This is a genomic window from Brevundimonas sp. (assembly GCF_044239655.1).
GTDB lineage: Bacteria > Pseudomonadota > Alphaproteobacteria > Caulobacterales > Caulobacteraceae > Brevundimonas.
In genome coordinates, this window is sequence record NZ_JBIIAY010000032.1 from 1 (window position 1) to 22944 (window position 22944).

Annotated in this window: 22 protein-coding genes; 9 read left to right on the top strand and 13 right to left on the bottom strand. The window is 67.8% G+C overall.

Annotation, left to right across the window (positions count from 1 at the left end; all coding sequences use genetic code 11):
* Window positions 1-355 (top strand): N-succinylarginine dihydrolase (locus ACILQR_RS06210; RefSeq protein WP_395650601.1); only part of this gene is annotated, 355 nt, incomplete at its 5' end.
* A gap of 751 nt (window positions 356-1106) precedes the next feature.
* Window positions 1107-2411, top strand: coding sequence for an MFS transporter (locus ACILQR_RS06215; RefSeq protein ID WP_395650602.1), 1305 nt, complete (start codon window positions 1107-1109; stop codon window positions 2409-2411).
* Here the strand turns inward: ACILQR_RS06215 and ACILQR_RS06220 are convergent.
* From ACILQR_RS06220 to hspQ, 3 genes are all read right to left on the bottom strand, one after another.
* Window positions 2408-2956 carry a hypothetical protein gene (locus ACILQR_RS06220; protein WP_395650603.1) on the bottom strand — a complete coding sequence of 183 codons (549 nt, stop codon included), beginning with the start codon at window positions 2954-2956 and terminating at the stop codon, window positions 2408-2410. The two genes, ACILQR_RS06215 and ACILQR_RS06220, sit on opposite strands and share 4 nt — an antisense overlap.
* A gap of 82 nt (window positions 2957-3038) precedes the next feature.
* A complete protein-coding gene (gene phhA / locus ACILQR_RS06225) occupies window positions 3039-3914 on the bottom strand; it encodes a phenylalanine 4-monooxygenase (protein ID WP_395650604.1) in 876 nt (291 codons plus the stop codon).
* 68 nt (window positions 3915-3982) lie between these two features.
* Window positions 3983-4312 carry a heat shock protein HspQ gene (gene hspQ / locus ACILQR_RS06230; RefSeq protein WP_395650605.1) on the bottom strand — a complete coding sequence of 110 codons (330 nt, stop codon included), beginning with the start codon at window positions 4310-4312 and terminating at the stop codon, window positions 3983-3985.
* A 149-nt stretch (window positions 4313-4461) separates the two neighbouring features.
* Here hspQ and ACILQR_RS06235 point away from each other — a divergent pair, with 149 nt between their 5' ends.
* Window positions 4462-5619 (top strand): Ppx/GppA phosphatase family protein, encoded by a 1158-nt coding sequence (locus tag ACILQR_RS06235; protein WP_395650606.1) that lies wholly within the window; start codon window positions 4462-4464, stop codon window positions 5617-5619.
* On the opposite strand, the gene ACILQR_RS06240 is transcribed toward ACILQR_RS06235, so the two are convergent.
* From ACILQR_RS06240 to coaD, 3 genes are read right to left on the bottom strand one after another with little or no spacing between them, the layout of a single operon-like run.
* Window positions 5598-6518: a peptidylprolyl isomerase gene (locus tag ACILQR_RS06240; RefSeq protein ID WP_395650607.1), complete on the bottom strand. Its 921-nt coding sequence runs from the start codon at window positions 6516-6518 to the stop codon at window positions 5598-5600. The two genes, ACILQR_RS06235 and ACILQR_RS06240, sit on opposite strands and share 22 nt — an antisense overlap.
* Before the next feature lie 19 nt (window positions 6519-6537).
* On the bottom strand, window positions 6538-7446 hold the full coding sequence (locus tag ACILQR_RS06245) for a peptidylprolyl isomerase (protein ID WP_395650608.1): 909 nt from the start codon (window positions 7444-7446) through the stop codon (window positions 6538-6540).
* On the bottom strand, window positions 7443-7931 hold the full coding sequence (coaD, locus tag ACILQR_RS06250; RefSeq protein WP_395650609.1) for a pantetheine-phosphate adenylyltransferase: 489 nt from the start codon (window positions 7929-7931) through the stop codon (window positions 7443-7445). The genes ACILQR_RS06245 and coaD overlap by 4 nt, the downstream gene beginning before the upstream one ends.
* A 185-nt stretch (window positions 7932-8116) precedes the next feature.
* Between coaD and ACILQR_RS06255 the strand changes: the two genes are divergently transcribed.
* Complete coding sequence (locus tag ACILQR_RS06255; protein ID WP_395650610.1) at window positions 8117-8407, top strand: hypothetical protein; 291 nt, start codon at window positions 8117-8119, stop codon at window positions 8405-8407.
* Between the two features lie 60 nt (window positions 8408-8467).
* Here ACILQR_RS06255 and ACILQR_RS06260 read toward each other — a convergent pair whose 3' ends face one another.
* From ACILQR_RS06260 to purD, 5 genes are all read right to left on the bottom strand, one after another.
* Window positions 8468-8998 carry a porin family protein gene (locus tag ACILQR_RS06260; RefSeq protein ID WP_395650611.1) on the bottom strand — a complete coding sequence of 177 codons (531 nt, stop codon included), beginning with the start codon at window positions 8996-8998 and terminating at the stop codon, window positions 8468-8470.
* A 173-nt stretch (window positions 8999-9171) separates the two neighbouring features.
* Complete coding sequence (locus ACILQR_RS06265; RefSeq protein WP_395650612.1) at window positions 9172-10074, bottom strand: 2-dehydropantoate 2-reductase; 903 nt, start codon at window positions 10072-10074, stop codon at window positions 9172-9174.
* A 47-nt stretch (window positions 10075-10121) separates the two neighbouring features.
* A complete protein-coding gene (locus ACILQR_RS06270; protein ID WP_395650613.1) occupies window positions 10122-10670 on the bottom strand; it encodes a hypothetical protein in 549 nt (182 codons plus the stop codon).
* 339 nt (window positions 10671-11009) lie between these two features.
* Window positions 11010-13700 carry a pyruvate, phosphate dikinase gene (gene ppdK / locus ACILQR_RS06275; protein WP_395650614.1) on the bottom strand — a complete coding sequence of 897 codons (2691 nt, stop codon included), beginning with the start codon at window positions 13698-13700 and terminating at the stop codon, window positions 11010-11012.
* A 183-nt stretch (window positions 13701-13883) separates the two neighbouring features.
* On the bottom strand, window positions 13884-15158 hold the full coding sequence (purD, locus tag ACILQR_RS06280; protein WP_395650615.1) for a phosphoribosylamine--glycine ligase: 1275 nt from the start codon (window positions 15156-15158) through the stop codon (window positions 13884-13886).
* 309 nt (window positions 15159-15467) lie between these two features.
* Here purD and radC point away from each other — a divergent pair, with 309 nt between their 5' ends.
* A complete protein-coding gene (gene radC, locus ACILQR_RS06285; protein ID WP_395650616.1) occupies window positions 15468-16535 on the top strand; it encodes a DNA repair protein RadC in 1068 nt (355 codons plus the stop codon).
* A 125-nt stretch (window positions 16536-16660) separates the two neighbouring features.
* Here radC and ACILQR_RS06290 read toward each other — a convergent pair whose 3' ends face one another.
* A complete protein-coding gene (locus ACILQR_RS06290) occupies window positions 16661-16801 on the bottom strand; it encodes a hypothetical protein (protein WP_395650617.1) in 141 nt (46 codons plus the stop codon).
* A 59-nt stretch (window positions 16802-16860) separates the two neighbouring features.
* Between ACILQR_RS06290 and xseA the strand changes: the two genes are divergently transcribed.
* The 4 genes from xseA to ACILQR_RS06310 all read left to right on the top strand — a co-directional run bounded on the left by xseA (window position 16861) and on the right by ACILQR_RS06310 (window position 22206).
* On the top strand, window positions 16861-18477 hold the full coding sequence (xseA, locus tag ACILQR_RS06295) for an exodeoxyribonuclease VII large subunit (protein WP_395650618.1): 1617 nt from the start codon (window positions 16861-16863) through the stop codon (window positions 18475-18477).
* Window positions 18478-18957: 480 nt separating this feature from the next.
* A complete protein-coding gene (locus ACILQR_RS06300) occupies window positions 18958-19989 on the top strand; it encodes a S1/P1 Nuclease (protein ID WP_395650619.1) in 1032 nt (343 codons plus the stop codon).
* Window positions 19990-19993: 4 nt separating this feature from the next.
* Window positions 19994-21445 (top strand): sulfotransferase, encoded by a 1452-nt coding sequence (locus ACILQR_RS06305; protein ID WP_395650620.1) that lies wholly within the window; start codon window positions 19994-19996, stop codon window positions 21443-21445.
* Entirely contained in the window at window positions 21442-22206 is a 765-nt protein-coding gene (locus ACILQR_RS06310; RefSeq protein ID WP_395650621.1) for an RNA methyltransferase, read from the top strand. Before ACILQR_RS06305 ends, ACILQR_RS06310 begins: the two co-directional genes overlap by 4 nt.
* Here ACILQR_RS06310 and ACILQR_RS06315 read toward each other — a convergent pair.
* A complete protein-coding gene (locus ACILQR_RS06315) occupies window positions 22203-22913 on the bottom strand; it encodes an NAD-dependent deacylase (protein WP_395650622.1) in 711 nt (236 codons plus the stop codon). The two genes, ACILQR_RS06310 and ACILQR_RS06315, sit on opposite strands and share 4 nt — an antisense overlap.
* Between the last annotated feature and the right edge of the window lie 31 nt (window positions 22914-22944).

Here is a 22944-nt window from a genome sequence, read left to right on the forward strand (position 1 = left end):
AGCGAACCCCCGCGCCCATGCGGTGGCCCAGTCCCTGGCCGCCTCCAACGGATCGATCGGCCGGGTCGAATACGTCGATGTGCGCCAGTCGATGAGGAACGGCGGTGGCCCGGCCTGCCTGCGACTGAGGGTCGTCCTGACCGAGGCCGAGCTCGACGCCGTCTACGACCCCATGCGCATGAACGACGAACTGTTCGGCGTCCTGAACGACTGGGCCGCCGAACACTACCGCGACCACCTGGCCCCCGCCGACCTCGCCGATCCCGCCCTGCTGGTCGAGACCCGATCAGCGCTGGACAGCCTGACCGCCATCCTCGACCTTGGCGGTTCCTTCTATCCGTTCCAGCGGACCTGAAGCGTCCTCTCCTCCCCGTGCGCCGCTTGGCGGACAGGGAGGTGGCATCCTTCTCCCCTTGCGGGAGAAGGTGGCCCGTAGGGCCGGATGAGGGGTCACGCTGATCTTCGGCGTCGGCGCTCTCTCAACCCACTCCAGCCAACCGTGTGACCCCTCATCCGTCAGCCTTCGGCTGCCACCTTCTCCCGCAAGGGGAGAAGGATTTTCGGCTCGTCCAACGCCTCCAGTTTGCGAACTTCGAGCCACCAATCCCTTGCCCCGCAACGGATTGCGGATTTCTGACCCCCTTGAACGCGCCCAGGTATCCACGTCCGCTATACTTCTGCCTGTCCCGTCGCGGGGAAGGGCGCAAGGCCTTGCGATCTTGTTGCGGCGGGGGTGTGTGGAGCGGGATCGGACCGGGGGATGCCGGCGCAGTTCTTTCGGGGACTGCGTCGCCCCGGACCGTCAAAGGGTCTGGCGCAGAGAGTCGGACCGTTCAGGGGCTCGTGTCGCAAGGACACGACCCTCCCGCCGGGGGCGCGGTAGCGGCAAGGGGTTAAGAGCCCCGCTGGTTCGGGAGACCGAGCCGTACAGCTCCTGGAAAACCACGCACGCGGAGCGTCTGTCTTTCGCCGAAACGGTAATCACTACCCATGTTCCGGGCGAGAGCCCGGACGCTCCGCCGGCCCTTCCATCACCGTCGCGAAAGCAGACGGCGCAGACGCGCGTCTGGAATCGACTATGCTGAACCGAAACCCGGAGGCGTCCCTTGTCCACGTCCGCATCGACTGCTGAGCCCATGACCCCCGCCCGACGCCTGCGCAACATCGTCGGCGGGTCGGCGGGCAATCTGGTCGAGTGGTTCGACTGGTATGCCTATGCGGCCTTCACCCTGTATTTCGCGCCGCTGTTCTTCCCGGCGGCCAACGATACCGCCGAACTGCTCCAGGCCGCCGCCGTCTTCGCCGTGGGCTTCCTGATGCGCCCGGTCGGGGCCTGGATCATGGGGGTCTATGCCGATCGCAAGGGGCGCAAGGCCGGGCTGACCCTGTCGGTGACCCTGATGTGTACCGGCTCGCTGATCATCGCCTGCACCCCGACCTATGCCACTATCGGCATATTCGCGCCCGGCCTGCTGCTGCTGGCGCGGATGCTTCAGGGCCTGAGCGTCGGCGGCGAATACGGATCCTCGGCCACCTATCTGTCGGAGATGGCGACGGCCAGACATCGCGGCTTCTGGTCCAGCTTCCAGTACGTCACCCTGATCTCCGGCCAGCTGTTGTCGCTCGCCCTGCTGATCCTGCTCCAGAACACCCTGACCGAGGCCCAGCTGTCGAGCTGGGGCTGGCGCGTGCCGTTCTTCGTGGGGGCCGGCCTGGCCGTCGTGGTCTTCTGGCTGCGTCGTCGGCTGGACGAGACCTCGGCCTTCGTCGCCGAAGACACCCAAATGGCCCCGCGCTCCAGCGCCATGCTGCTGATCCTGAAGCACCCGAAGGAGGCCTTGCTGGTCATGGGCCTGACCGCCGGGGGGACGCTGGCCTTCTACACCTACACCACCTACCTGCAGAAATTCCTGACCAATACGGCGGGCTTCCCCAAGGCCACGGCGACCGAGATCAGCGCCGCCGCCCTGTTCGTCTTCATGCTGATCCAGCCCGCCGTCGGCGCCCTGTCCGACCGGATCGGCAGAAAACCCGTGATGATCGCCTTCGGGGTGCTGGGGGTGCTCTGCACCGTGCCGATCATGACGACGCTCGCCACCACGACCAATCCGCTCACGGCCTTCGCCCTGTCGCTGGCGGCCCTGGTCATCGTATCGGGCTATACGGCCATCAACGCCGTGGTGAAGGCCGAGCTGTTCCCCGCCCACATCCGCGCCCTGGGCGTCGCCCTGCCCTATGCGATCGCCAATGCGGTGTTCGGCGGCACGGCCGAGTACGTCGCCCTCAAGTTCAAGCTCGAAGGGATCGAGAGCGCCTATTTCTGGTACGTCACGGCCATGATCGGGGTGTCGTTGCTGGTGTTCGTCTTCATGCGGGACACGAAGTCAAAGAGCCTGATCGTCCACGACTAGCGGATCGTCACCCCGGTCAGGGCGGCATCGACGATGTTGTCGGCAGTCGAGGCCATCGTCGACAGGCCGGCGATGGCCATCGTCAACGTCGGCGTATCGAGGGCGCAGATCGCCTCACCGTTCAGGGCAGCGATATTGTCCCGGTGCGCGCAACGCAGGGCCAGAGGGCCCGCGGCGCTGGCCTTGGTCGTCTGGGTCACGAAATTCGCCTTCTGGTCGGCGGGCAAGGACGGAAAGTCGGGGTTCCAATGGGCGGCGACATTGTTGGCGAAGGAGGTCGGCGTCGTGGGCGTGGCGGCCGTGAAGACCACCAGAGTGACGGAGCCGTCGGTATCGGGCTGGCCGCCGTTTTCGAACGGAACACGACAGTCGGCTTTCAATGTGACGGTAGCGGCCGTGGTCTCGGTCGCGACCAGTGGCTGGCACCCACTGATCGTGCGCGCGATGGTCAAGGTGCGCCCATCGTTCATCCGAAAGGACTGCTGGGCCTGCGCCCCGGTCGCCGAAAGGCCGACCGCCACCATCGTCAAGAGCCAGAGCTTCACCGTCGCCTCCTCCGCAAGCCCGATGACCGTGACGCAGCTCGCGACAATCGGCCAGACGCTGGGCAGGTCGCGTCAGATCACGTCAGGCCGCGAACCGGCCGCCCCGCGCCGCGTAGCTCTGACTGCCCCGCGTCAGCACCCGGTCGCCCGGCATCACGGCATCGACTGCGATCTCCGGTGCCCCCCGCAACCGGTCATAGATGGGCGCGAAGTCCTGAAGGGTCGCCGCCTTCAAGGCCTCAATGGAGGGAATGACGAAATAGACCTGCTGGAAGTCGTCGATCCGATAGAGCGTCCGCATCACCCGCTCCAGATCGAATCCGATCCGGTTCGGCGAGGCGTCTTCCAGCGCGAAGACGCTCTCCGTCGCCGACGACACGATCCCGGCACCATAGATGCGCAGGCCCGCGTCGCTCTCCATCAACCCGAACTCGACCGTGTACCAGTAAAGCCGCGCCAGCTGGTCCAGCACCCCGAGCCCGGCCGCCCTCTGACCGCCTATGCCATAGGCCTGCATATAGTCGGCGAAATCGGGGTCGGTCAGCATGGGCACATGGCCGAACACGTCGTGGAAGATGTCCGGCTCTTGCAGGTAGTCCAGCTGATCGGGCTTTCGGATGAACTGGCCCGAGACGAAGCGCCGGTTGGCCAGGTGGTCGAAGAAGACGTCGTCCGGCACCAGTCCCGGCACGCAATGCACGGTCCACCCGGTCAGGGCCTCGAGCTTGGGGTTGATCACCGCGAAATCGGGAATGCCGCCGGTATTGAGGTCCAGCGCCTTGAGCCCGTTCAGAAAGGCGTCGGAGGCCCGCCCCGGCAGGATCTTCATCTGCCGCGCATACAGGGTGTCCCATGTATCGTGCTCGACCTGGGTGTAGGCGCGCCAGTTCTGGCTGATGGTCCAGTCGGCGGCGGCGCCCGGCGGGGGTTCGGCGAAGACGTGCTCGAAATCGGACATGGGATCACGCTCCTTGGCCGACCAATCTAGGCCGAGCGCCGACGCCTCGCCAGAGCGTCGGTTCGACTTCAGTGGATAGGCTGCATCCGGGGTGCGCGGTGGCCATGATCGTCCAGGGTGAACCATTTGGCCTGATCCGCTGGCGACAGCTCGGCCAGTTCGGTCTCGTGCTCCAGCACGTCCTCGGCCGCATAGACGAGGAAGCCCGCATCCTCGCCCATGGCCAGCACCCGGTAGAAGGGCTGGTCGCGCAGGTCGGGGCCGGGCTGGCCGTCGGGACCGCCATAGACGGCATCGACGTCGACGATCACGCCCCTGAAAGCCGCTTCCTTGTGGCGGACGATCTGGCCGAGACCGAACCGGGCGGTACGGGTCATCTCTGTGGAGGACTGGGTCATGACAGAAAAACTACGTGACCGACCCTGAGCGGGATGCCGGCCTCCTCGTTCATCTGGCTGTCATATCGGCTTGTGACGAGAGGCAGGCCGGGTCTAGGTTGCGCGGGACGGGTGCCCTCAACGGTTGCGCCCACGTGAAAGCTCGGCCCATGCCGGAATCCGACGACGCGCCCCGGGGGCGTGGCGATCGGTCCCCGCGCCGACGGCCTCGAAACGCGCCTCCGGCAGAGCCCGGGGGCGTGGCGACAGGCTTCGGTGGCTCCGGTCGCGACGCGCCCCTCTATGGCGCGCTCGACCTGGGGACCAACAATTGCCGGCTGCTGATCGCACGGCCGATGCGAGACGGCTTTCGGGTCGTCGACAGCTTCAGCCGGATCGTGCGCCTGGGCGAGGGCCTGTCGCAATCGGGCCGACTCGAGTCCGCCGCCATGGACCGGGCCTATGACGCCCTGGCCGCCTGCGCCGAGCGGGTGGTGCGCAAGGGACTGGACTCGCACCGCCTGACCGCCGTCGCCACCCAAGCCTGTCGCCAGGCCGAGAACGGCGAGGCCTTCATCGAGCGGGTCCGGCTGGGCACCGGCCTTCGCCTGCGGATCATCGACCCGGCCGAGGAGGCCCGGCTGTCGGTGCGCGGCTGCCTCAACCTGTTCGATCCCCGGGCCGAGGCGGTGCTGGTCATCGACGTCGGCGGCGGTTCGACCGAACTGTCCTGGCTCAAGAAGGTCGGGCGCGAGATGGAGACCGTGGGCTGGATGTCGGCCCCGATCGGTGTCGTCACCCTGGCCGAGCGTCATCCTGAGCCGGCGGGGTCGGGCGTCGACTGGTACGAGGCCATGGTCGCGGACGTCGAGGCGGCGCTGGCGGCCGGCGGCTTCGCCGATCCGGAGATCACCCGGCTGTTCGCCGCCGGGAGGGGGCATATCGTCGGGACGTCGGGGGCGATCACCAGCCTGGCGGGGATCCACCTGAACCTGCGGCGCTATCAGCGGGACCGGATCGACGGCCTGTGGATGACGCGCGGCCAGTGCGACGCGGCGACGGCCCGGCTTCAGGCGCTGGGACCGATCGGGCGGGCGGCTGAGGCCTGCATCGGGCCCGACCGGGCCGACCTTGTGCTGGCGGGTGCCGCGATCCTGGAGGCGGTGCAGAGAGCCTGGCCCTGCGACCGGGTGCGGGTCGCCGACCGGGGCCTGCGCGAAGGCCTGTTGCTGGACGCCATGCGGGGCGACCGCAAGCCCTCACGCCGACGCCGCAGCCATCGGCGGGGCCAGGGCTCAGGCCGGGATCAGGCGGCGGGCGGCGACTGAGTGGGTGGGGCCGGAGGCTGACCCGTCACCTGGGCCGGCAGGACGATGTCGCAGACCGAGAAGTCCGCGCCCCGGGCCGCCCGAGTCTCGGCGACCAGGGCCTGGAAGCGGGGCGAGGCGGTGTCGAGCACCTGGACCGTTGGGCGCTCAGCTTCGGGCAGGTCGGCGGCGATGCGGACGCGGGTCATGCGGTCGGGATCGGTGACCATCCCGCCGTCGCCCTCGCCCACCTTGATGGACCGGACGACATCCAGCCCCGACACCACCATGCCCCAGACGCTGTAGCGCTTGTCCAGCGAGGGATAGGGCTGGCGCATCAGGAAGAACTGGGAGTTGGCGCTGTCGGGCGCGTCGTCACGGGCCATGCCGGCGACGCCCGGGCAATACAGGCCCCAGCCGTGGACCTTGCGGTCGGCGGTCGTGGCCATGACGGCGTCGGGCTGGGTCTGGACCGGCAGGGAATGCAGAAAGCCGACCTGGGCCCCGGCAGGCGCGGCGACGGCGGTGAAGCCCATCTCTGGGCCCCGTCGGAAGGTGAACTCGGCCTTGAGGTCGGGATAGGCCGACTGGCCCTCGCCGGTGCCCAGCGGGTCGCCGGTCTGGGCCATGAACTGGTCGATCACCCGGTGCCAGACGATGCCGTCGAAGAAGCCGGCGCGGGTCAGAAGCCGCATCCGATCGACGTGCAGAGGGGCGATCTCGGGGATCAGCTCGACCATGATCCGACCCTTGGTCGTGTCGATGACCATCAGGTTCTCGGGCGGCACGGCCCGCCACTCGCTGGGCGCGGTGACGGCCGGGGGCGCGGGCGGCGGCGGGGGCGTCTCGGTCGTCTGGGCCAGGACGGGCCCGGCCAGCAGGACGGCGAGGGACGACAGGATCAGGGCCGGGTTGCGCATGGTCTCTCGCCTGTCCTCGTCAGCCGCCGGTAGCTTCGGCGACGACCGGGATATCACAGATGTTGAAGTTCAGGCCCCGGGTCTCGCGCAGGGTCTGGACCCGGGCCGCAAAGGGGGCGGTGCGGGGGTCGAGCACCCGCACGGTGGGCCGCTCGGCCGGGGGGATGGAGGCGGCGATGCGCGCGCGGGTCATGATGTCGGGGTTGGCGACCGCGCCGTTGTTGGCGCTGGATCCGGCGTTCAGGGCCTTGACCACATCCAGACCGACCACGACCCGACCAAAGGCGGTGTAGGAGCCGTTCAGATTGGGGTTGGTGCCGGTCATCAGGAAGAACTGGCTGTTGGCGCTGTCCGGCGACTGGGACCGGGCCATGCCGAGTACACCGGGGCAGAACAGGCCGCTGGCCGGGACCTTCATGTCGGCGGTGACGAACATCTGGGCGTCGGGCTGGGTCTCGATCGGCAGGGAGCCGAGCCAGCCGCGCACACCGCCGCCCGCCTCGGGGACCAGGCCGAAGCCGTCGCGGCCACGGCGGAAGCTGAACTCGCCGGCCAGGTCGGGCAGGTCGGAACCGCCCTCTCCGGTGCCCAGGGGGTCGCCGGTCTGGGCCATGAAGCCGGGGATGACGCGGTGCCATTTCTGGCCGTCGAAGAAGCCCCGGTCGGCCAGCTGGGTGATGCGGGCGACGTGGCCGGGGGCGGCGCGGGGCTCCATCTCGACCAGGACGCGGCCCTTGGAGGTGTCGATGACCAGCAGGTTCTCAGGCAGGACGGTGCGCCAGTCGGCCTCGCCGATCGGCATGGGCGGCACTTCGGGGCCCCTGATGGCCTGGGCCTGGACCGACTGGAGGACCAAGAGAGCGGCACCGGCGGCGATGGCCGCAGCGGTCACGGCCCGCACGGTGCGGGAAACGAAGAAGGCCTTCATACGCGTTTCTGTACCTTTTGCCGGACGGCCTGGGCGACCGCGGGGCTCACGAAGCTGTCGATATTGCCGTCCAGCCGGGCGATCTCCTTGACGAGGCGGGAGGCGATCGCCTGGTGGCGCGGGTCGGCCATCAGGAACACGGTCTCGATGTCGTCATTGAGGCGCTGGTTCATGGCCGTCATCTGGAACTCGTACTCGAAGTCGGCGACGGCGCGCAGGCCCCGGACGATCATCTGGGCGTTCAGGTGCTCGGCGAAATGCATCAGCAGGCTGGAGAAGGGCTGGACGTCGATGTCGGCGTCCAGGTGGGCCACCTCGGCCCTGACCATCTCGACCCGCTGGGCCGTGGTGAACAGGGGGCCCTTGTCGTCGTTCTGGGCCACGCCGATGACCAGCCGATCGACCAGCTTCACGGCCCGGCCGATGATGTCCATGTGCCCGTTGGTGACGGGATCGAAGGTGCCCGGATAGAGGCCGATTCTCATGGGACGTTTCCCTTCCCGCCTGACGCGGCCTTGTTAGCAGGTGCGATACGGGTGGGCCAGTGAGGGCATTTTGCCGGGTCCGGTCACGAACATTCTATCGAAAATTGTGCGGCGCCGCTTGCGCCTGAGAGGCGAGTTTGTCACGGATGTCTATCCACACCGTGAAAGCGCGAGGGGACGCCCGAATGGCCGACACCCAGACGAACCGATACAGCGCCACCCCGGCGGGCGGACGGCTGTCCTTGCTGGAATCCCTGGCCCGGGACGTGGCCATGGTCCTGAAGAGTCTCGGCGGATCGGCGCACCAGAATGTGGTCATCGACTGCGTCGCGGCGATGAAGCGCAACCGGGGTGAACCGGTGAACAATGATCTTCGGAACGCCGTGGTCGAGGCGTTTGAGCGGTACTCCCAGTGGTTCACCCGGCCGTTCGGCGAGGGGTCGATGCGGTGGGCCCTGGTGGCGGAACCGGGCTGACCGGTCCCAACCCCCAAAGACATGAGGCGCGGCCCGTTCTGGACCGCGCCTTTTTCATGATCAGAACTTGCGGACGAAGCTCAGCGAATAGACGTCGGCTTCGCCGGCGTTGTCGTCCTGGAAGTCGCGGCGGGTCCAGTCGGCGCGGATGCCGTTGACGCCGTCCAGGTGGTAGTTGGCGCCCACGCCGTAGTTGACGCTGTCCGAGTGGTCGCTGGCGGCGACGCCGGCGGCCGAGGCCTTCACTTCGGTCACGCCGTAGCCGACGCGGGCGAACAGGTCGAAGTTGGGCTGCACCGGCAGGGTGGCGACACCGTAGGCGGCGACGTCGTAGCGGTGCTCGACCTTGCCGTCGACGCCGGCGAAGGAGACGTCGTCATGGCCGACCCCGAACGAGGTCTCGCCCTCGACACCCAGATAGGGGGTCAGCTTGGCGCCCAGGCGGCCCGTCACGGCGCCGAGGTCGGCGTCGTCGCCCTGCATCTGGGAATAGCCCAGGGTGCCGTAGTAGGTCGGCGACTGAAGCGACTGGGCCATGGCGGGCACGGCGAACAGGGAGACGGCGGCGGCAGAGAGAATGATGTTACGCATTGTTTCTATTAACTCCTAGATGATGATGACTTGCGGTCATCAGCCCCATCCAGCGAGGAGTTAAATGGTGACCCGTCGCGGCCGTTCCATGACCTGAACGTTGCAGTCGTGAAATCGTGCACGACTGACACAGACCTTGTTCTGCGACAGACGATATCTCAAACAAGGCCTCTTCAGGGCCTCCAGGCGGTCGCGCTCACCAGGGTGGCGCACAGGGCGTTGACCGGGGTTTCGATGTCGTGTTCGCGGCCCAGGCGGACGATGACGCCGTTCCGGGCATCCCATTCCATCGGCCGGCCCGCCAGCCGGTCGCCCAGCAGCGAATTCACCGAGTCCGGGGGCGAGGTCATGGCGCGCTCGACCACCCAGTCCGGCAGTTCATCGCCCAGATCGGCCCCGACGGCGCGGCCGACCGCGACGCATTCCCGGACCATGGCCCGCATCAGGTCGGCGATCCCCTCCGCCCGCACCACCCCGCCGGGCTGGCCGGTCAGGGCGCTGACGGCGCCGGCACAGTTCACGGCCAGTTTGGTCCAGGCGACGGTGACGAAATCGTCGGTGGTCGAGGCGGCGATCACGCTGTCGGCGAACAGGGCGACGAAGTCCTGACCCGCCTGCCCGCTCGGTACGATGACCGTGCCCTCGCGGCGATGCAGGATCCGGCCCGGCCCCGTGCGCTCGGCCGGAATGTCCACGACCACGGGGGTGATGCGGTCGCGCGCGACGAAGGGGGCGAACCGCTCGACGTGTTCGACCCCGTTCTGGAGCACCGCAACGCGCGTGGCCGGTCCGACCAGACCGGCGAACCAGGCCGAGGCGACCTCGACGTCATAGGCCTTGGTCGCGACCAGGACCCAGTCGACGGGGGCGGTGATGTCTGTGGGCGAGGTGACCACGCGGGGGTCGGCCTCGATGACCGACCCGTCCGGCGTCTCGACGACCAGCCGGTCCAGAGGGCTGCGCGCGCACAGGGTCACCTGCCGGACCCGAGGGCTGCGCGACAGCCAGGCCGCGATGGTCCCGCCGATGGCGCCCGGACCGACCACGGCGATGGAGAGGGGCGATTGGGCGGGCATGGCGGGTCCTGAGGGCGGCGGGCGGGGTGGTCAGTCTAGCGGATGGATCACGAGCGGGAGATGAGTCCGGACTCGAAATTTGAGTCCGGAGAGTCCGTTGAGTCCGCTGAGTCCGGACTCCTCGATTTGAGGGCTTCGCGGGCCGCCCACCGATCTTCGCATTCCATCTTGTAGAACTCCTCGCTGACCTGCTTGGCCACGCGACGCCAGCGCAATGCCGAGGCGGCGTCACCGTGCAGGAGCGCCCGCTTCATGCGGCGTCGGACGATGTCGATGAACTGTTCGTGGTCGATCTGGTCGATGTCTCCGTCAAGCTGATGGTCGAGTTCGACACCCTCATCATCGATCTCAAGTCCGGCTTTCCAGACCCAGGGCTGATCGGTGCGCCGCCAGCCTTCGATCTGGGCCCTGTTCCGGAGTGCTGTTCGACCGACCCCATGGCGGGCGCAACAGTCCCGGGCCGACAGTCCATTCAGATAGTCGATCCTGACCATGGCCCAGACGTCGTCAGGGGCCGGCCGTCGCCCGGCGTTGCGGGCCATTTCCACGCGCGCCTCGGGGAACCACCAGGGTTCGGGTTCTTCGTCGTCTGCCATCGTCCCTCGTCCTCGGATTGGGTTGAGGGGTCAGGATAAGGGGCGGGTCGAGGTGGGCGAGGTTGGAGGGGGTGAGAACGGGGCAATCCCTTGTGGGGCAAGGGATTGGTGGGTCGAGGTTTGAAAGTTGGGGGCGGCGGACAAGCCGAAATCCTTCTCCCCTTACGGGAGAAGGTGGCACGCGGAGCGTGACGGATGAGGGGTCACACGGAAAAGAGACGGTGAGGAAAAAGGCGCGCAGAACTCACAAGCCGGCGTCACCCCTCACCCGACCGCGCAAGGACGACGGCTGCGCCGCCGTGCGCGGGCTCCCTCTCCCGCAAGGGGAGAGGGAAAAGTTCAGCGATCCTTTTCGCGGGCGGTCCCGCCTTGCGAGACCAGCGCCGCTTGCGCAGCGGCGAGGCGGGCGATCGGCACGCGGTAGGGGGAGCAGGAGACGTACGACAGGCCGACCTCCTCGCAGAAGGCGATGGAGGCGGGGTCGCCGCCGTGTTCGCCGCAGATGCCCATCTTCATGTCGGGGCGGACGGCCGAGCCGCGTTCCCTGGCGATGCGGATCAGGTCGCCGACGCCGTCCTGGTCCAGGCGGACGAAGGGATCGGTCTCGAAGATCCCCTTGTCCATATAGGCCTGAAGGAAGCGGCCGGAATCGTCGCGGCTGATGCCGAAGGTGGTCTGGGTCAGGTCGTTGGTACCGAAGGAGAAGAACTCGGCGTATTCGGCCAGATCGCCGGCGCGCAGGGCGGCGCGCGGCAGTTCGATCATGGTGCCGACCAGATACTCGACGGTGTCGCCCGCCTCCTCGAACACGGCCTTGGCGGTGCGGTCGGTGAGTTCGCGCAGGTATTTCATCTCCAGGCCCAGCGCGACCAGGGGGTGCATGATCTCGGGGATGGGGGCGGTGCCCGACGCCTGTTTGACGGCGATGGCGGCCTCGATCACGGCGCGGACCTGCATCTCGTAGATTTCAGGGTATGCGACGCCGAGGCGGCAGCCCCGGTGACCCAGCATGGGGTTGGTCTCGTGCAGTTCCTTGGCGCGCTTCTTCAGCTTGGCGGCGTCGAGGCCGGAGCCGGCGGCCAGGGCGTCGATGTCCTCGTCGGTGTGCGGGATGAACTCGTGCAGCGGCGGGTCCAGCAGGCGCACCGTGACCGGCAGGCCGGCCATGATGGTGAACAGCTCGACGAAGTCGGCCTTCTGGAACGGGGCGATCTTGGCGAGCGCCGTGCGGCGACCGGCCTCGTCGTCGGCCAGGATCATCTCGCGCACGGCGGCGATCCGCTCCTCATCGAAGAACATGTGCTCGGTGCGGCACAGGCCGATGCCTTCGGCGCCGAAGCCGCGCGCGGTCTTGGCGTCCAGCGGGGTCTCGGCATTGGCGCGGACCTTGAGCCGGCGGACCTTGTCGGCCCAGGCCATCAGGGTCTGGAAATCGCCGGTCAGCTCGGGCTCGATCATGGCCACGGCGCCGTCGAGGACCTCGCCCTTGGAGCCGTCGATGGTGATGACCTCACCGGCCTTGAAGGTGCGGCCGTTGGCGGTGAAGGTGCCGGCGTGCTCGTCGATCGACAGGGCATTGATGCCGCAGACGCAGGGGCGGCCCATGCCGCGCGCCACGACGGCCGCGTGGCTGGTCATGCCGCCGCGCGCCGTGACGATGCCGCGCGCCGCGTGCATGCCGTGGATATCTTCGGGACTGGTCTCCTCGCGGACCAGGATGACGGCGTCGCCAAGCTGCGACATCCGTTCGGCCTCGTCGGCGTCGAAGACGATCTTGCCGGTGGCGGCGCCGGGCGAGGCCGGCAGGCCGGTGGCGACGACGGTGCGGGGTGCCTTGGGATCAAGCGTGGGGTGCAGAAGCTGGTCCAGGGCGGCGGGCTCGACGCGGCTGATGGCCTCTTCCTGGGTGATGACGCCCTCGGCGGCGAGGTCGACGGCGACCTTGAGCGCGGACTTGGCGGTGCGCTTGCCGTTGCGGGTCTGGAGCATCCACAGGCGACCGCGTTCGACCGTGAACTCGATGTCCTGCATGTCGCGGTAGTGGGTTTCCAGCCGGCCGACCACGTCCACGAACTCGGCGAAGACGGTGGGCATGGCCTCTTCCATAGAGGGGGCGGTCTCGCCCATCTCCTCGCGGCCGACCTTGGTCAGGGATTGCGGCGTGCGGATGCCGGCGACGACGTCCTCGCCCTGGGCATTGATCAGGAATTCGCCGTACAGGCGGGCGTCGCCGGTCGAGGGGTTGCGGGTGAAGGCCACGCCGGTCGCGCTCGTCTCGCCCATGTTGCCGAACACCATCGACTGGATGTTGACGGCCGTGCCCCAGCTTTCGGGGATGTCGTGCATGCGGCGATAGAATTTGGCCCGGTCGTTCATCCAGCTGGCAAACACGGCCGAGACTGCGCCCCAGAGTTGAAGCTGGGGGTCCTGGGGGAAGGGTACGCCCAGCTCACGTTCGACGACGGTCTTGTACTCGGCGACGACCTTTTCCCAGTCCTCGGCGGTCAGGTCGGTGTCGACGGTGACGCCCAGGCGGTCCTTGTGGTCGTCCAGGACCTCTTCGAAGTCGTCGTGGGACAGGCCCAGGACCACGTTGGAATACATGGTGATGAAGCGGCGGTAGCTGTCGAAGGCGAAGCGGCGGTCGCCCGACAGCTTGGCCAGGCCCTCGACCGTCTGGTCGTTGAGGCCCAGGTTCAGGACGGTGTCCATCATGCCGGGCATCGACGCGCGGGCGCCGGAGCGGACCGAGACCAGCAGGGGATTTTCCGGGTCTCCGAAGGTCTTGCCGACGATGGATTCGACCTTCAGCAGGCCGGCCGCGACCTGTCCGGCCAGGGCGTCGGGGTATTTCTGGCCGTTGGAATAGTAGTGGACGCAGGCCTCGGTCGTGATGGTGAAGCCCGGGGGCACCGGCAGGCCCAGCGACGACATCTCGGCCAGGTTGGCACCCTTGCCCCCCAGCAGATTCTTCATCGACGCATCGCCATCGGCGGCCCCGCCACCGAACGCATAGACCCACTGCACCATTGGAAACCCCTGAGTTTTGAATAGCAACGGCGAGTTGTCCCCGCTCATGGGGCCTGACTACCGTGCTGCGCCCGCGAAGGCGAGACCGGGATGAAACAAAGCGTGAGGAATGTTACCGGGGGGGGGATGGAGGTGAACTGCTGGCGCGCTTCGCTCCCTCTCCCAGAGGGAGAGGGAGCGTTTTCACCGATCCATCGCCCGCCAGCCGATGTCGGACCGGCTGAACCCCCCAGGGAAGTCGATCTTGCGGATGGCGGCATAGGCGCGCTCGCGGGCCTGGGCGATATCCGCCCCCTCGGCGCAGACGTTGAGCACACGCCCCCCCGCCGCCGCCAGCTGGCCGTCCGCGCGGCGTTTGGTCCCGGCATGGAAGACCTGCACATGCGGGCCGAAATCCTGTTCGGCGCCGCGGATGATCGACCCCTCCAGCGGGCTGTCGGGATAGCCCCGCGCGGCGATGACGACACAGATCACCGTGCCGGGCTTGAACGCGGGCGCCGGCAGGCCCGACACATCCCCGCGCGCGCAGGCCAGCAGATAGGGCACGATGTCCCCGGCCATCCGCATCATCAGGACCTGGCATTCCGGGTCGCCGAAGCGGGCGTTGAACTCGACGACCTTGGGCCCCTCGGACGTCGCCATCAGCCCGACGTAGAGCACCCCGCGATAGGGCGCGCCCTCGGCGGCCATGTGCGCCATAGTCGGCTGGACGACCAGACGGTCCGCCGCCTCGACCAGCTCGGGCGTGAAGACGGGCGCGGGGGAATAGGCACCCATGCCGCCGGTATTGGGGCCGGTGTCACCGTCGAAGGCGCGCTTGTGATCCTGGGCCCCGCCGAACAGCACCGCGCGCTGGCCGTCGCAGAGAGCGAACAGCGAGCCCTCCTCCCCGTCCATGAACTCCTCGATCACGACGCGCGCCCCGGCCGCGCCGAACCGGCCGCCCAGCATCCGCTCGATCTCGGCCTCCGCATCGGCCCTGTCCGGGCTGATCGCCACCCCCTTGCCGGCGGCCAGGCCGTCGGCCTTGATCACATAGGGGGGCTTGAACACCGACAGCGCAGCCTTGGCGTCCGCGACCCGGTCATAGACGCCGTAGCCGGCGGTGGGGATTTCGTGGCGTTCCAGGAATGCCTTGGAGAAAGCCTTGGAGCTTTCCAGCTGGGCGGCCTTCTGCGTCGGGCCGAAGCAGGGAATGCCCGCCGCCGCCAGCCGGTCGGCCAGCCCCGCCGCCAGCGCCGTCTCGGGGCCCACGACGACGAGATCGGCCTTGATCTCGCGCGCCAGCGCCGCCAGCCCATCGGCGTCGTCGGCCTTGAGCCCTGAGCGCAGCTCGCCGAGCTTTTCCATGCCCGGATTGCCGGGCGCGATGACCAGCCGCTTCGTCAGGGGCGACGCGGCGATTTTCCAGGCCAGGGCGTGCTCACGCCCCCCCGATCCGACCAGCAGGATGTTCATGCCCGGCCAATGGCGGCGATGACGCGCGGGGTCAAGCGGGGGTTGGGTTCAGGACAGATAGCGGCGCTTTGATAGGCGGGGACAATACCCGGTTTCAGGTCAGAGCCGCATGTCTGCTTTCGACAATTTTGCGGACACCAGCGCATCGGCCAAGGCTTCAGCGTCGCGGTCAGGTCAGGTCAGGTCAGGTCAGGTCAGGGGACGAACTCGATACGGCCCAAGGTAGAGAAAATCGATGTTTCAGCCGTGACGCGCACAGAAAGGAGTGGCAGCTTCTCCTAGTCGAATCGCGACTCTGGAGTTCTTTGAATGGGATCGTTCGCTCGACCGAAACGGGAAACACCTTCGAATGTCGAGCGTGCTCCATGGTTTGTCGCGACCCTCAAGGGGGCTAACCATGCGTTCGAGTTCGTCAACGATAGCTACACGACCACCTTTGGGGCGCGAGGATACGAAGGGCACACCGTCCATGAGCTGTTCCCTGAAGTCCGAGGCCAGGCTTATCCGGCCATGCTCGATGAGGTGTTCAACACGGGACGTCGGATCAGTTTGACGGGAAGTCCAATTCTGATCCAACCCGAGAGCGGGGGCGCGCTTGTCGAGCGCTTCGTCGATTTCAATTACATTCCGACCTTCGGCCCCTCGGGGTCCATCAACGGAATCTATTGCGAGGGGTTCGTCTCGTCTTCCAACACGATGGATGATTTGACGCGTCGCGCTCTGGACGTTGGGTTAAAGGGGTTCACCGATCCCGAGCTCTTGGCTCTTCTCGTCTATCAGCAAAGCCAGGACATAACCGCGCTCACTACCGCTAACCAACTCATCGATCGCTTCCGATGCTTGAGCGGGGTGCTGATGGCGTCCCGGGCAGATCTGGAACATATCGCGCCCGCTCATGCGCCCGACGGACTGAGAGCACTCAAGTCGTCGACCGCACTGCATTTGAACCTCATCCGAGAGCTAAGCCGTCGAGTGCTGCGCCAGAAAGTGGGGCGTCGGCCACTGCTAGCATCAAGCGTACTCGTGCGAACATTCCTGGCCGCCTCGCTGCGCCATGAGCCTCGCGAAGAATTTCATGTCCTGTTTCTTGATCACGGCAACGGCCTTATCGCCGACGAAGTGCTCGCGCGGGGATCAATCTCACGCGTTGCCGTTTACAGCAGGGAAGTCATGCGCCGAGCGCTTGAACTTTCTGCAACGGCACTAATTCTGGTGCACAATCACCCCAGCGGAAGTCGGAAAATTTCGGCCGATGACAGAGCGATAACGCTTGAGATTGTGCGTGCGGGCCAGACCCTCGGAATCGAGGTGCATGACCATTTGATCGTCGCGGGCGACGATGTCATCAGCCTCCGGGCGGAGGGGCTGTTGAAATAGGCCACCGGGAAGACGAACTGGCATGCTGATACGTTCAGCGGATCGTTGTAGACCTGTACGATCGACTACCATCTATGCCCGCTTTCTTCCCTCTTAAGACATTGAGGCAGTCCGCTTTCTGACGCCTACATCATCGCCATCACCGCATAGACCCCCACCCCCAGCATCGCGATCAGGCCGATCACCAGCCACGGGCTGATCGCCGGGCCGGCGCTGCGGCGCTGGAGGTCGGTTTCGCGGGGGTCGCGGTCGTCGGGGTCGGCCATTTCCCGACGATAGCGAAAGCCCCCGTTTCCGCCAGTGCCGACGCGCGTTACGATGCCGCATGAGCCCCAACCCTTCTGACGATACCTATATCTTCGAGGGACCGGCCGATGCGCCCGAACCGGCCCGCGACAACAACCCGCCCCAGACCATCTCGGAACTGGCCTTCGCGCTGAAGCGGACGCTGGAGGACCGGTTCGGGCATGTGCGGCTGCGAGGCGAGATTTCCAAGGTCAACCACCACGCCTCGGGCCATGTCTATCTGACGCTCAAGGACGACAAGGCGGCGATCGACGGGGTGGTGTGGAAGGGGGCGGTGCGGGGTCTGGGCGTGCGGCCCGAGACGGGGCTGGAGGTCATCGTCACCGGCAAGATCACCTCCTATCCCGCACGGTCGTCCTACCAGATCGTGATCGAATCGATGGAGGCGGCCGGCGCCGGTGCCCTGCTGGCCCAGCTGGAGCGGCTGAAGGGCAAACTCGCCGCCGAGGGCCTGTTCGAGGTCTCGCGCAAGAAGGCCATCCCGCTCTATCCCCGCACCATCGGGGTGATCACCAGCCCGACAGGGGCCGTGATCCGCGACATCCTGCACCGGATCGCCGAGCGGTGGCCGTGCCGGGTCATCGTCTGGCCCGTGGTGGTCCAGGGCGAAGCCGCCAGCGGTCAGGTCGCCAACGCCATCCGGGGCTTCGACGCGATGACGCCGGACGGCCCCATTCCTCGGCCGGACCTGCTGATCGTCGCGCGCGGCGGCGGCTCGGTCGAGGACCTTTGGTGCTTCAACGACGAGGGGTTGGCGCGGACGGTGGCGGCGGCGCGCATCCCGATCATCTCGGCCGTGGGGCACGAGACGGACACGACCCTGATCGACTTCGTCTCCGACCGACGGGCCCCGACGCCGACGGGCGCGGCCGAGATCGCCACGCCGGTTTTGGCCGACCTGCGCTTCGGCCTGTCCGACCTGGAGCGACGGCTGGACCGCGCCGGGTCGCGGCTGCTGGACGACCGGCGCACGCGGTTGCGGGCCGTGGCGCGGGGTCTGCCTGCGCGCCCGGAAGAGTTGGTCGCCATGGCGCAACAGCGGCTGGATCACGCGTCGAGCCGGCTGGCGTCAGGGCTACGGCGAAACAACGACCATCACGCAAGACGGCTGACCATCGTAGGAGTGCGGCTGTCGCCGACTCTTCTGCACCGGGCCACCGAACAGAGAGCGGCACGGCTGGAAGGTTGGGCTGCGCGGCTGATGGCAGGACTGCGGGCCAAGGCAGTGGCTGACGAGCGGCGGCTGAACGTCGTGGCAGGCAGGCTGAGCCCGCCGCTCATCCAGCGGCCGCTGGACCAACGCGCCGCGCGGCTCGACGCCGCCGCCCACCGGCTGGCCCAGCCCCTGCCGCTCAAGGTGCAGCAGTCGGCGGATCGTCTCGCGGCCCTGAGCAGGGCCCTCGCCAGCCTCGACCCCAAACGCCCCAAGCCCGGCTTCGCCCGGATCGACGATGCGGCCGGGCGGATGGTGACCCGGGCCGCAGACCTGACGCCGGGCCAGTCCGTGACCCTGACCTTCCCCGACGGGTCGAAGGGGGCCCGGATCGACGGAGGGGATGGACCGCCTGCCCCCGCTCCCCGCGCCGCAGCCCCGAAAACCAGGGCGGCTCCGGTGGATCAGGGCAGCCTGTTCTGACGGCTTCAGTCTGCTCCCTCGGGCTCGCAGTCCATTCGATGGCACGGCTAAGGACAGCCAACTAAGCGATAAGATAGACAAATACTCAACTCGTCATCCTCGGGCTTGTCCCGAGGATCCAGAAACGTCGATTCAGATCGTGGTCTGTGGCATGGTCATGGTCCCATCCTTGTCCTGCGGGCTCGGCGCGCCAACGCCGGCCCAGGCAACTGTTCGGGGTGGTTGACGATAAGGCGGGCGACGCACCCGGCTCGGGCACGGTCTTAAATGACCCAGGATGACACGGTGCGCCGCCCGCCAATCAACCTGCCCCAACAGGGCAGGCCGTCAACGGACAAGGATGACCGGAATGGTGTTGCGGCTTGTGTTCTGATCCCAAACCGGAGCCGTTCCCGAAAGGGCGCAGAAAGAAACCGATAGACGCCGTGCCGCCATGGTTTTAACCGCGCAGACCACACCCCAACTCCCCGGACGGTCGCCATGAAACGCCTGACGAAACGCCTCGCCCTCGCCACCGCCTGCGTGGCGGTCCTGGCCGGATCGGCCGTGCAGGTCGGGGCCTGGGGCAATACCGGGCACCGGCTGATCGGGGTGGCGGCGATGCGGGCCCTGCCCGACAACCTGCCCGGCTTCCTGCGTGATCCCGGCGCCATTGCCGACGTCGGCGAGCTGTCGCGCGAGCCCGATCGCTGGAAGGGCGCGGGCCAGCCGCATGATCGGGAACGGGACACGGCGCATTTCGTCGATCTGGACGACAATGGTCATGTGATGAATGCGGCCGGGATGTCGATCGACGCCCTGCCCGAGCTGAAGTCCGAGTACGACGCGGCCCTGCTGGCGGCGGGGATCAAGGTCAATGACGCGGGATACCTGCCCTATGCCATCATGGACGGCTGGCAGCAGGTGGTGCGCGATCTGGCCGGATGGCGCGTCGTCCATGCCATGGAGCAACGCGAGACCGATCCGGCCAAACGCGCCTGGTACCGCGAGGACCGGGTGCGGCGCGAGGCGCTGACGCTGCGCGACATCGGGGTGCTGTCCCACTATGTCGGGGACGGGTCGCAGCCGCACCATCTGTCGATCCACTACAATGGCTGGGGGCCGTTCCCGAACCCCGAGGGCTTCACCAACTCGCGCCAGACCCATAGCCTGTTCGAGGGCGCCTTCACGCGCCGGGTCGCGCGTCTGGACCAGGTCGAGGCGGCGATGCCCGCGCCTTCGGCCGAACCGTTCCAGATGAAGGCCCGCGTCGTCGGCTATATGAAGAGCACGCTCGGCACGGTGATCCCCTTCTATCGGCTGGAGAAGGCCGGCGGGTTCGTCGAGACCGATCCGCGCGGCGCCGAGTTCGTCAACCAGCGGCTGGGCGTCGGGGCCGCCGAACTGCGCGACATGCTGGTGGCGGCCTGGGCCGCCTCGGGCGAGGCAGCGATCGGATGGCCGGCCGTCAAGGTGGCCGAGGTCGAGGCGGGGACGGCCGATCCCTGGGGCTCGATGATCGGCGAGGACTGATCGGTTGGGTGCGCAAGCCGAAATCCTGTTGCGGGAGGCGCAGGGCCACCGCGCGGCCGGACGGGCGGGCGAGGCGGCGGACGCCTATGCCGCCCTGCTGGCAATCCAGCCGGACCTGCCCGACACCTGGTTCAACCTGGCCCTGATGCAGCGGCAGGCGGGGCGACCGGCCCAGGCTTTGGCGTCGTACCAGCAGGCGCTGGATCGCCGCATCCGGGGGCCGGAGGAGGTCCATCTGAACCGGGCGGTGATCTATTCCGACGACCTGTGTCAGGCGGACGCGGCGCAGGCTGAACTGGAGCGGGCGCTGGCGATCGACCCGAACTATCTGTCGGCCCTGCTGAACCTGGGCAATCTGCATGAGGACAAGGGCGAGCGGGATGCGGCGCGGGCAGCCTACGCCCGGGCGCTGGCCGTCGCCTCCCCGCCCGAGGCACCGCTGGCCCTGGCGCGGCTGGCCAATGCGACGCGGTTCGAGGATGCGGCGGATCCATTGATCGTACAGCTGCGGACAGCGATGGCGGCACCGGGTGCAGGGCCGGCCGACCGTGCCGAACTCGGCTTTGCGCTGGGTCGGGCACTGGACGAGGTCGAGGCGTATGACGCGGCCTTTGCCGCCTATTCGGACGCCAATGCCGCAAGCCGCGCGGCGACCGGTGCGCGCTATGACCGGGCCGCGCAGGAGGCCTTCGTCGACCGGTCGATCACGACCTATGCGGTGCCGGCCAAGGCGAGCGGATCGACGTCCCGGGCCGAAGGGGGCGCACCGGTCTTCATCCTGGGGATGTTCCGGTCGGGATCGACCCTGGTCGAGCGCATCCTCGCCGCCCATTCCGGGGTGATCTCGGGCGGCGAACTGGCCCTGCTACCGCGCGTGGTGGCGGGGATCGCGCCCTATCCGGATGCGGTGGGTGGGGCTTCATCCGAGACGGTTCAGGGGTGGCGGGAGGCGTATCTCGAGGGCCTGCGGGCGGCACGACCGGGCGAGGGGCTGGTCACGGACAAGCGGCCCGACAACTTCCTGCACGTCGGGCTGATCAAGGCGATGTTCCCGGATGCGCGGATCATCCACACGGTGCGCGAGCCGATGGACGTCTGTCTGTCCAACCTGTTCCTGCATCTGGACCGGTCGATGGCCCATGCGACGGACCTGACCGACATCGCGCACTGGCTGAAGCAGCACGACCGGCTGATGGCGCATTGGAAGGCGCTGTATCCCGATATCCTGACCGTCGACTACGACGCCCTGGTCGCCGATCCGAGGCCGCAGATCGAGCGGGTGCTGGCCCATTGTGGGCTGGATTGGGAGAACGCCGTGCTGGACTTCCACAAGGCCGGCGGGGCGGTGCGCACCGCCAGCGTCTGGCAGATCCGCCAACCGCTGTATCGCAAGTCGTCGGGACGGTGGCGGAACTATGAGGCGCATCTGGGTGGACTGAGAGCGGCGCTGACTTGACCCCACCCGTCATCATCCTGGACCGGCCCCAGATGGCCGAGAACATCGGCGCGGTGGCGCGGGTGATGGCCAATTTCGGGCTGGATAGGTTGCGGCTGGTCAGCCCGCGCGACGGCTGGCCCCAGGAACGGGCCTGGGCAACCGCGTCGGGCGCAGACTGGGTGCTGGAAGGGGCACAGGTGTTCGACAGTGTCGCCGATGCCGTCGCCGACCTGAACACCGTCTTTGCCACCACCGCCCGCCCTCGCGAGACCCGCCAGCCGGTACGCACCCCGCGCGAGGCGTCGCGGGTCCTGTACGACGACCGCGCCTCGGGCCTCGAGATCGGCCTCCTGTTCGGGGCCGAGCGGGCGGGGCTGGAGACCACTGACATCGCCCTGTGCCACGGCATCGTCACCATCCCCATCGACCCCAGGCACCAGAGCCTGAACCTGGCCCAGGCGGTGGCGATCAATGCCTATGAATGGCGGACCCTGGTGCTGGACGCGCCGCCGCCGAACTTCCGCGAAGGCGACCCGCCGGCGTCGGGGGCGCTGACCCTGGGTATGTACGAGCATCTGGAGAAGGAACTGGATGCCGCGGGCTTCTTCCATCCGCCGGAGAAGTTTCGTTCGATGAGCCAGAACCTTCGGGTCATGCTGGGTCGGGCCGCGTTCTCGGCGCAGGAGGTGGCGACCTTCCGTGGGGTGATCACGGCGCTGTCGAAGGGCAGGGGTCGGGTCCTGGAGCGGCTGGCGCGCGAGAAGGCCGGTAAAGACTAGAGCGCTGCGAAAAATCGCGGCACAACCTCCGTCGCCGGCCCATAGAGTCCCTCGTCGAACAGCCCTGCCCCGAGGCTGGGTTCCAGATTGATCTCGACCGTCCGCGCCCCGGCCCTGCGCGCCAGATCGACGAACCCCGCCGCCGGATAGACGGCACCCAAGGTCCCGATCGCGACGAACAGGTCACAGGCCGACAGTGCCCGTTCGATCCGGTCCATGAGCAGGGGCGTCTCTCCGAACCAGACGAGGTGCGGCCGCATCCGGCCTTCGGGATGATCGGGCGAGGGCTCGTGGGCGGCCATGTCGCCGGGCCAGTCGCTGACCAGACCCGTGCGGGTGCAGCGTCCCTTCAGCAGTTCGCCGTGCATGTGGATCAACTCGAACCCCATGCCGGGCAGGGGGTCGGCGTGGGCGCGGTCGTGCAGGTCGTCGACGTTCTGGGTCACCAGCAGGAAATCACCCTCCCACCGCGCGGCGAGGTCCGCCAGGGCGTGGTGGGCGGCGTTGGGCTGCACGGTCGCAAGAGCCGCACGACGCAGGTTGTAGAACCGCTGGACCAGGTCCGGATCGCGCGCGAAGGCTTCGGGCGTCGCCACATCCTCGAACCGGTGCCCCTCCCACAGGCCGTCGGCACCCCGAAAGGTGGGCACGCCCGATTCGGCCGAGACGCCGGCACCGGTGAGAACGACGATATTGCGATGGGGCATTTCATATCCATCGCCCCGCACTGTGACGGTC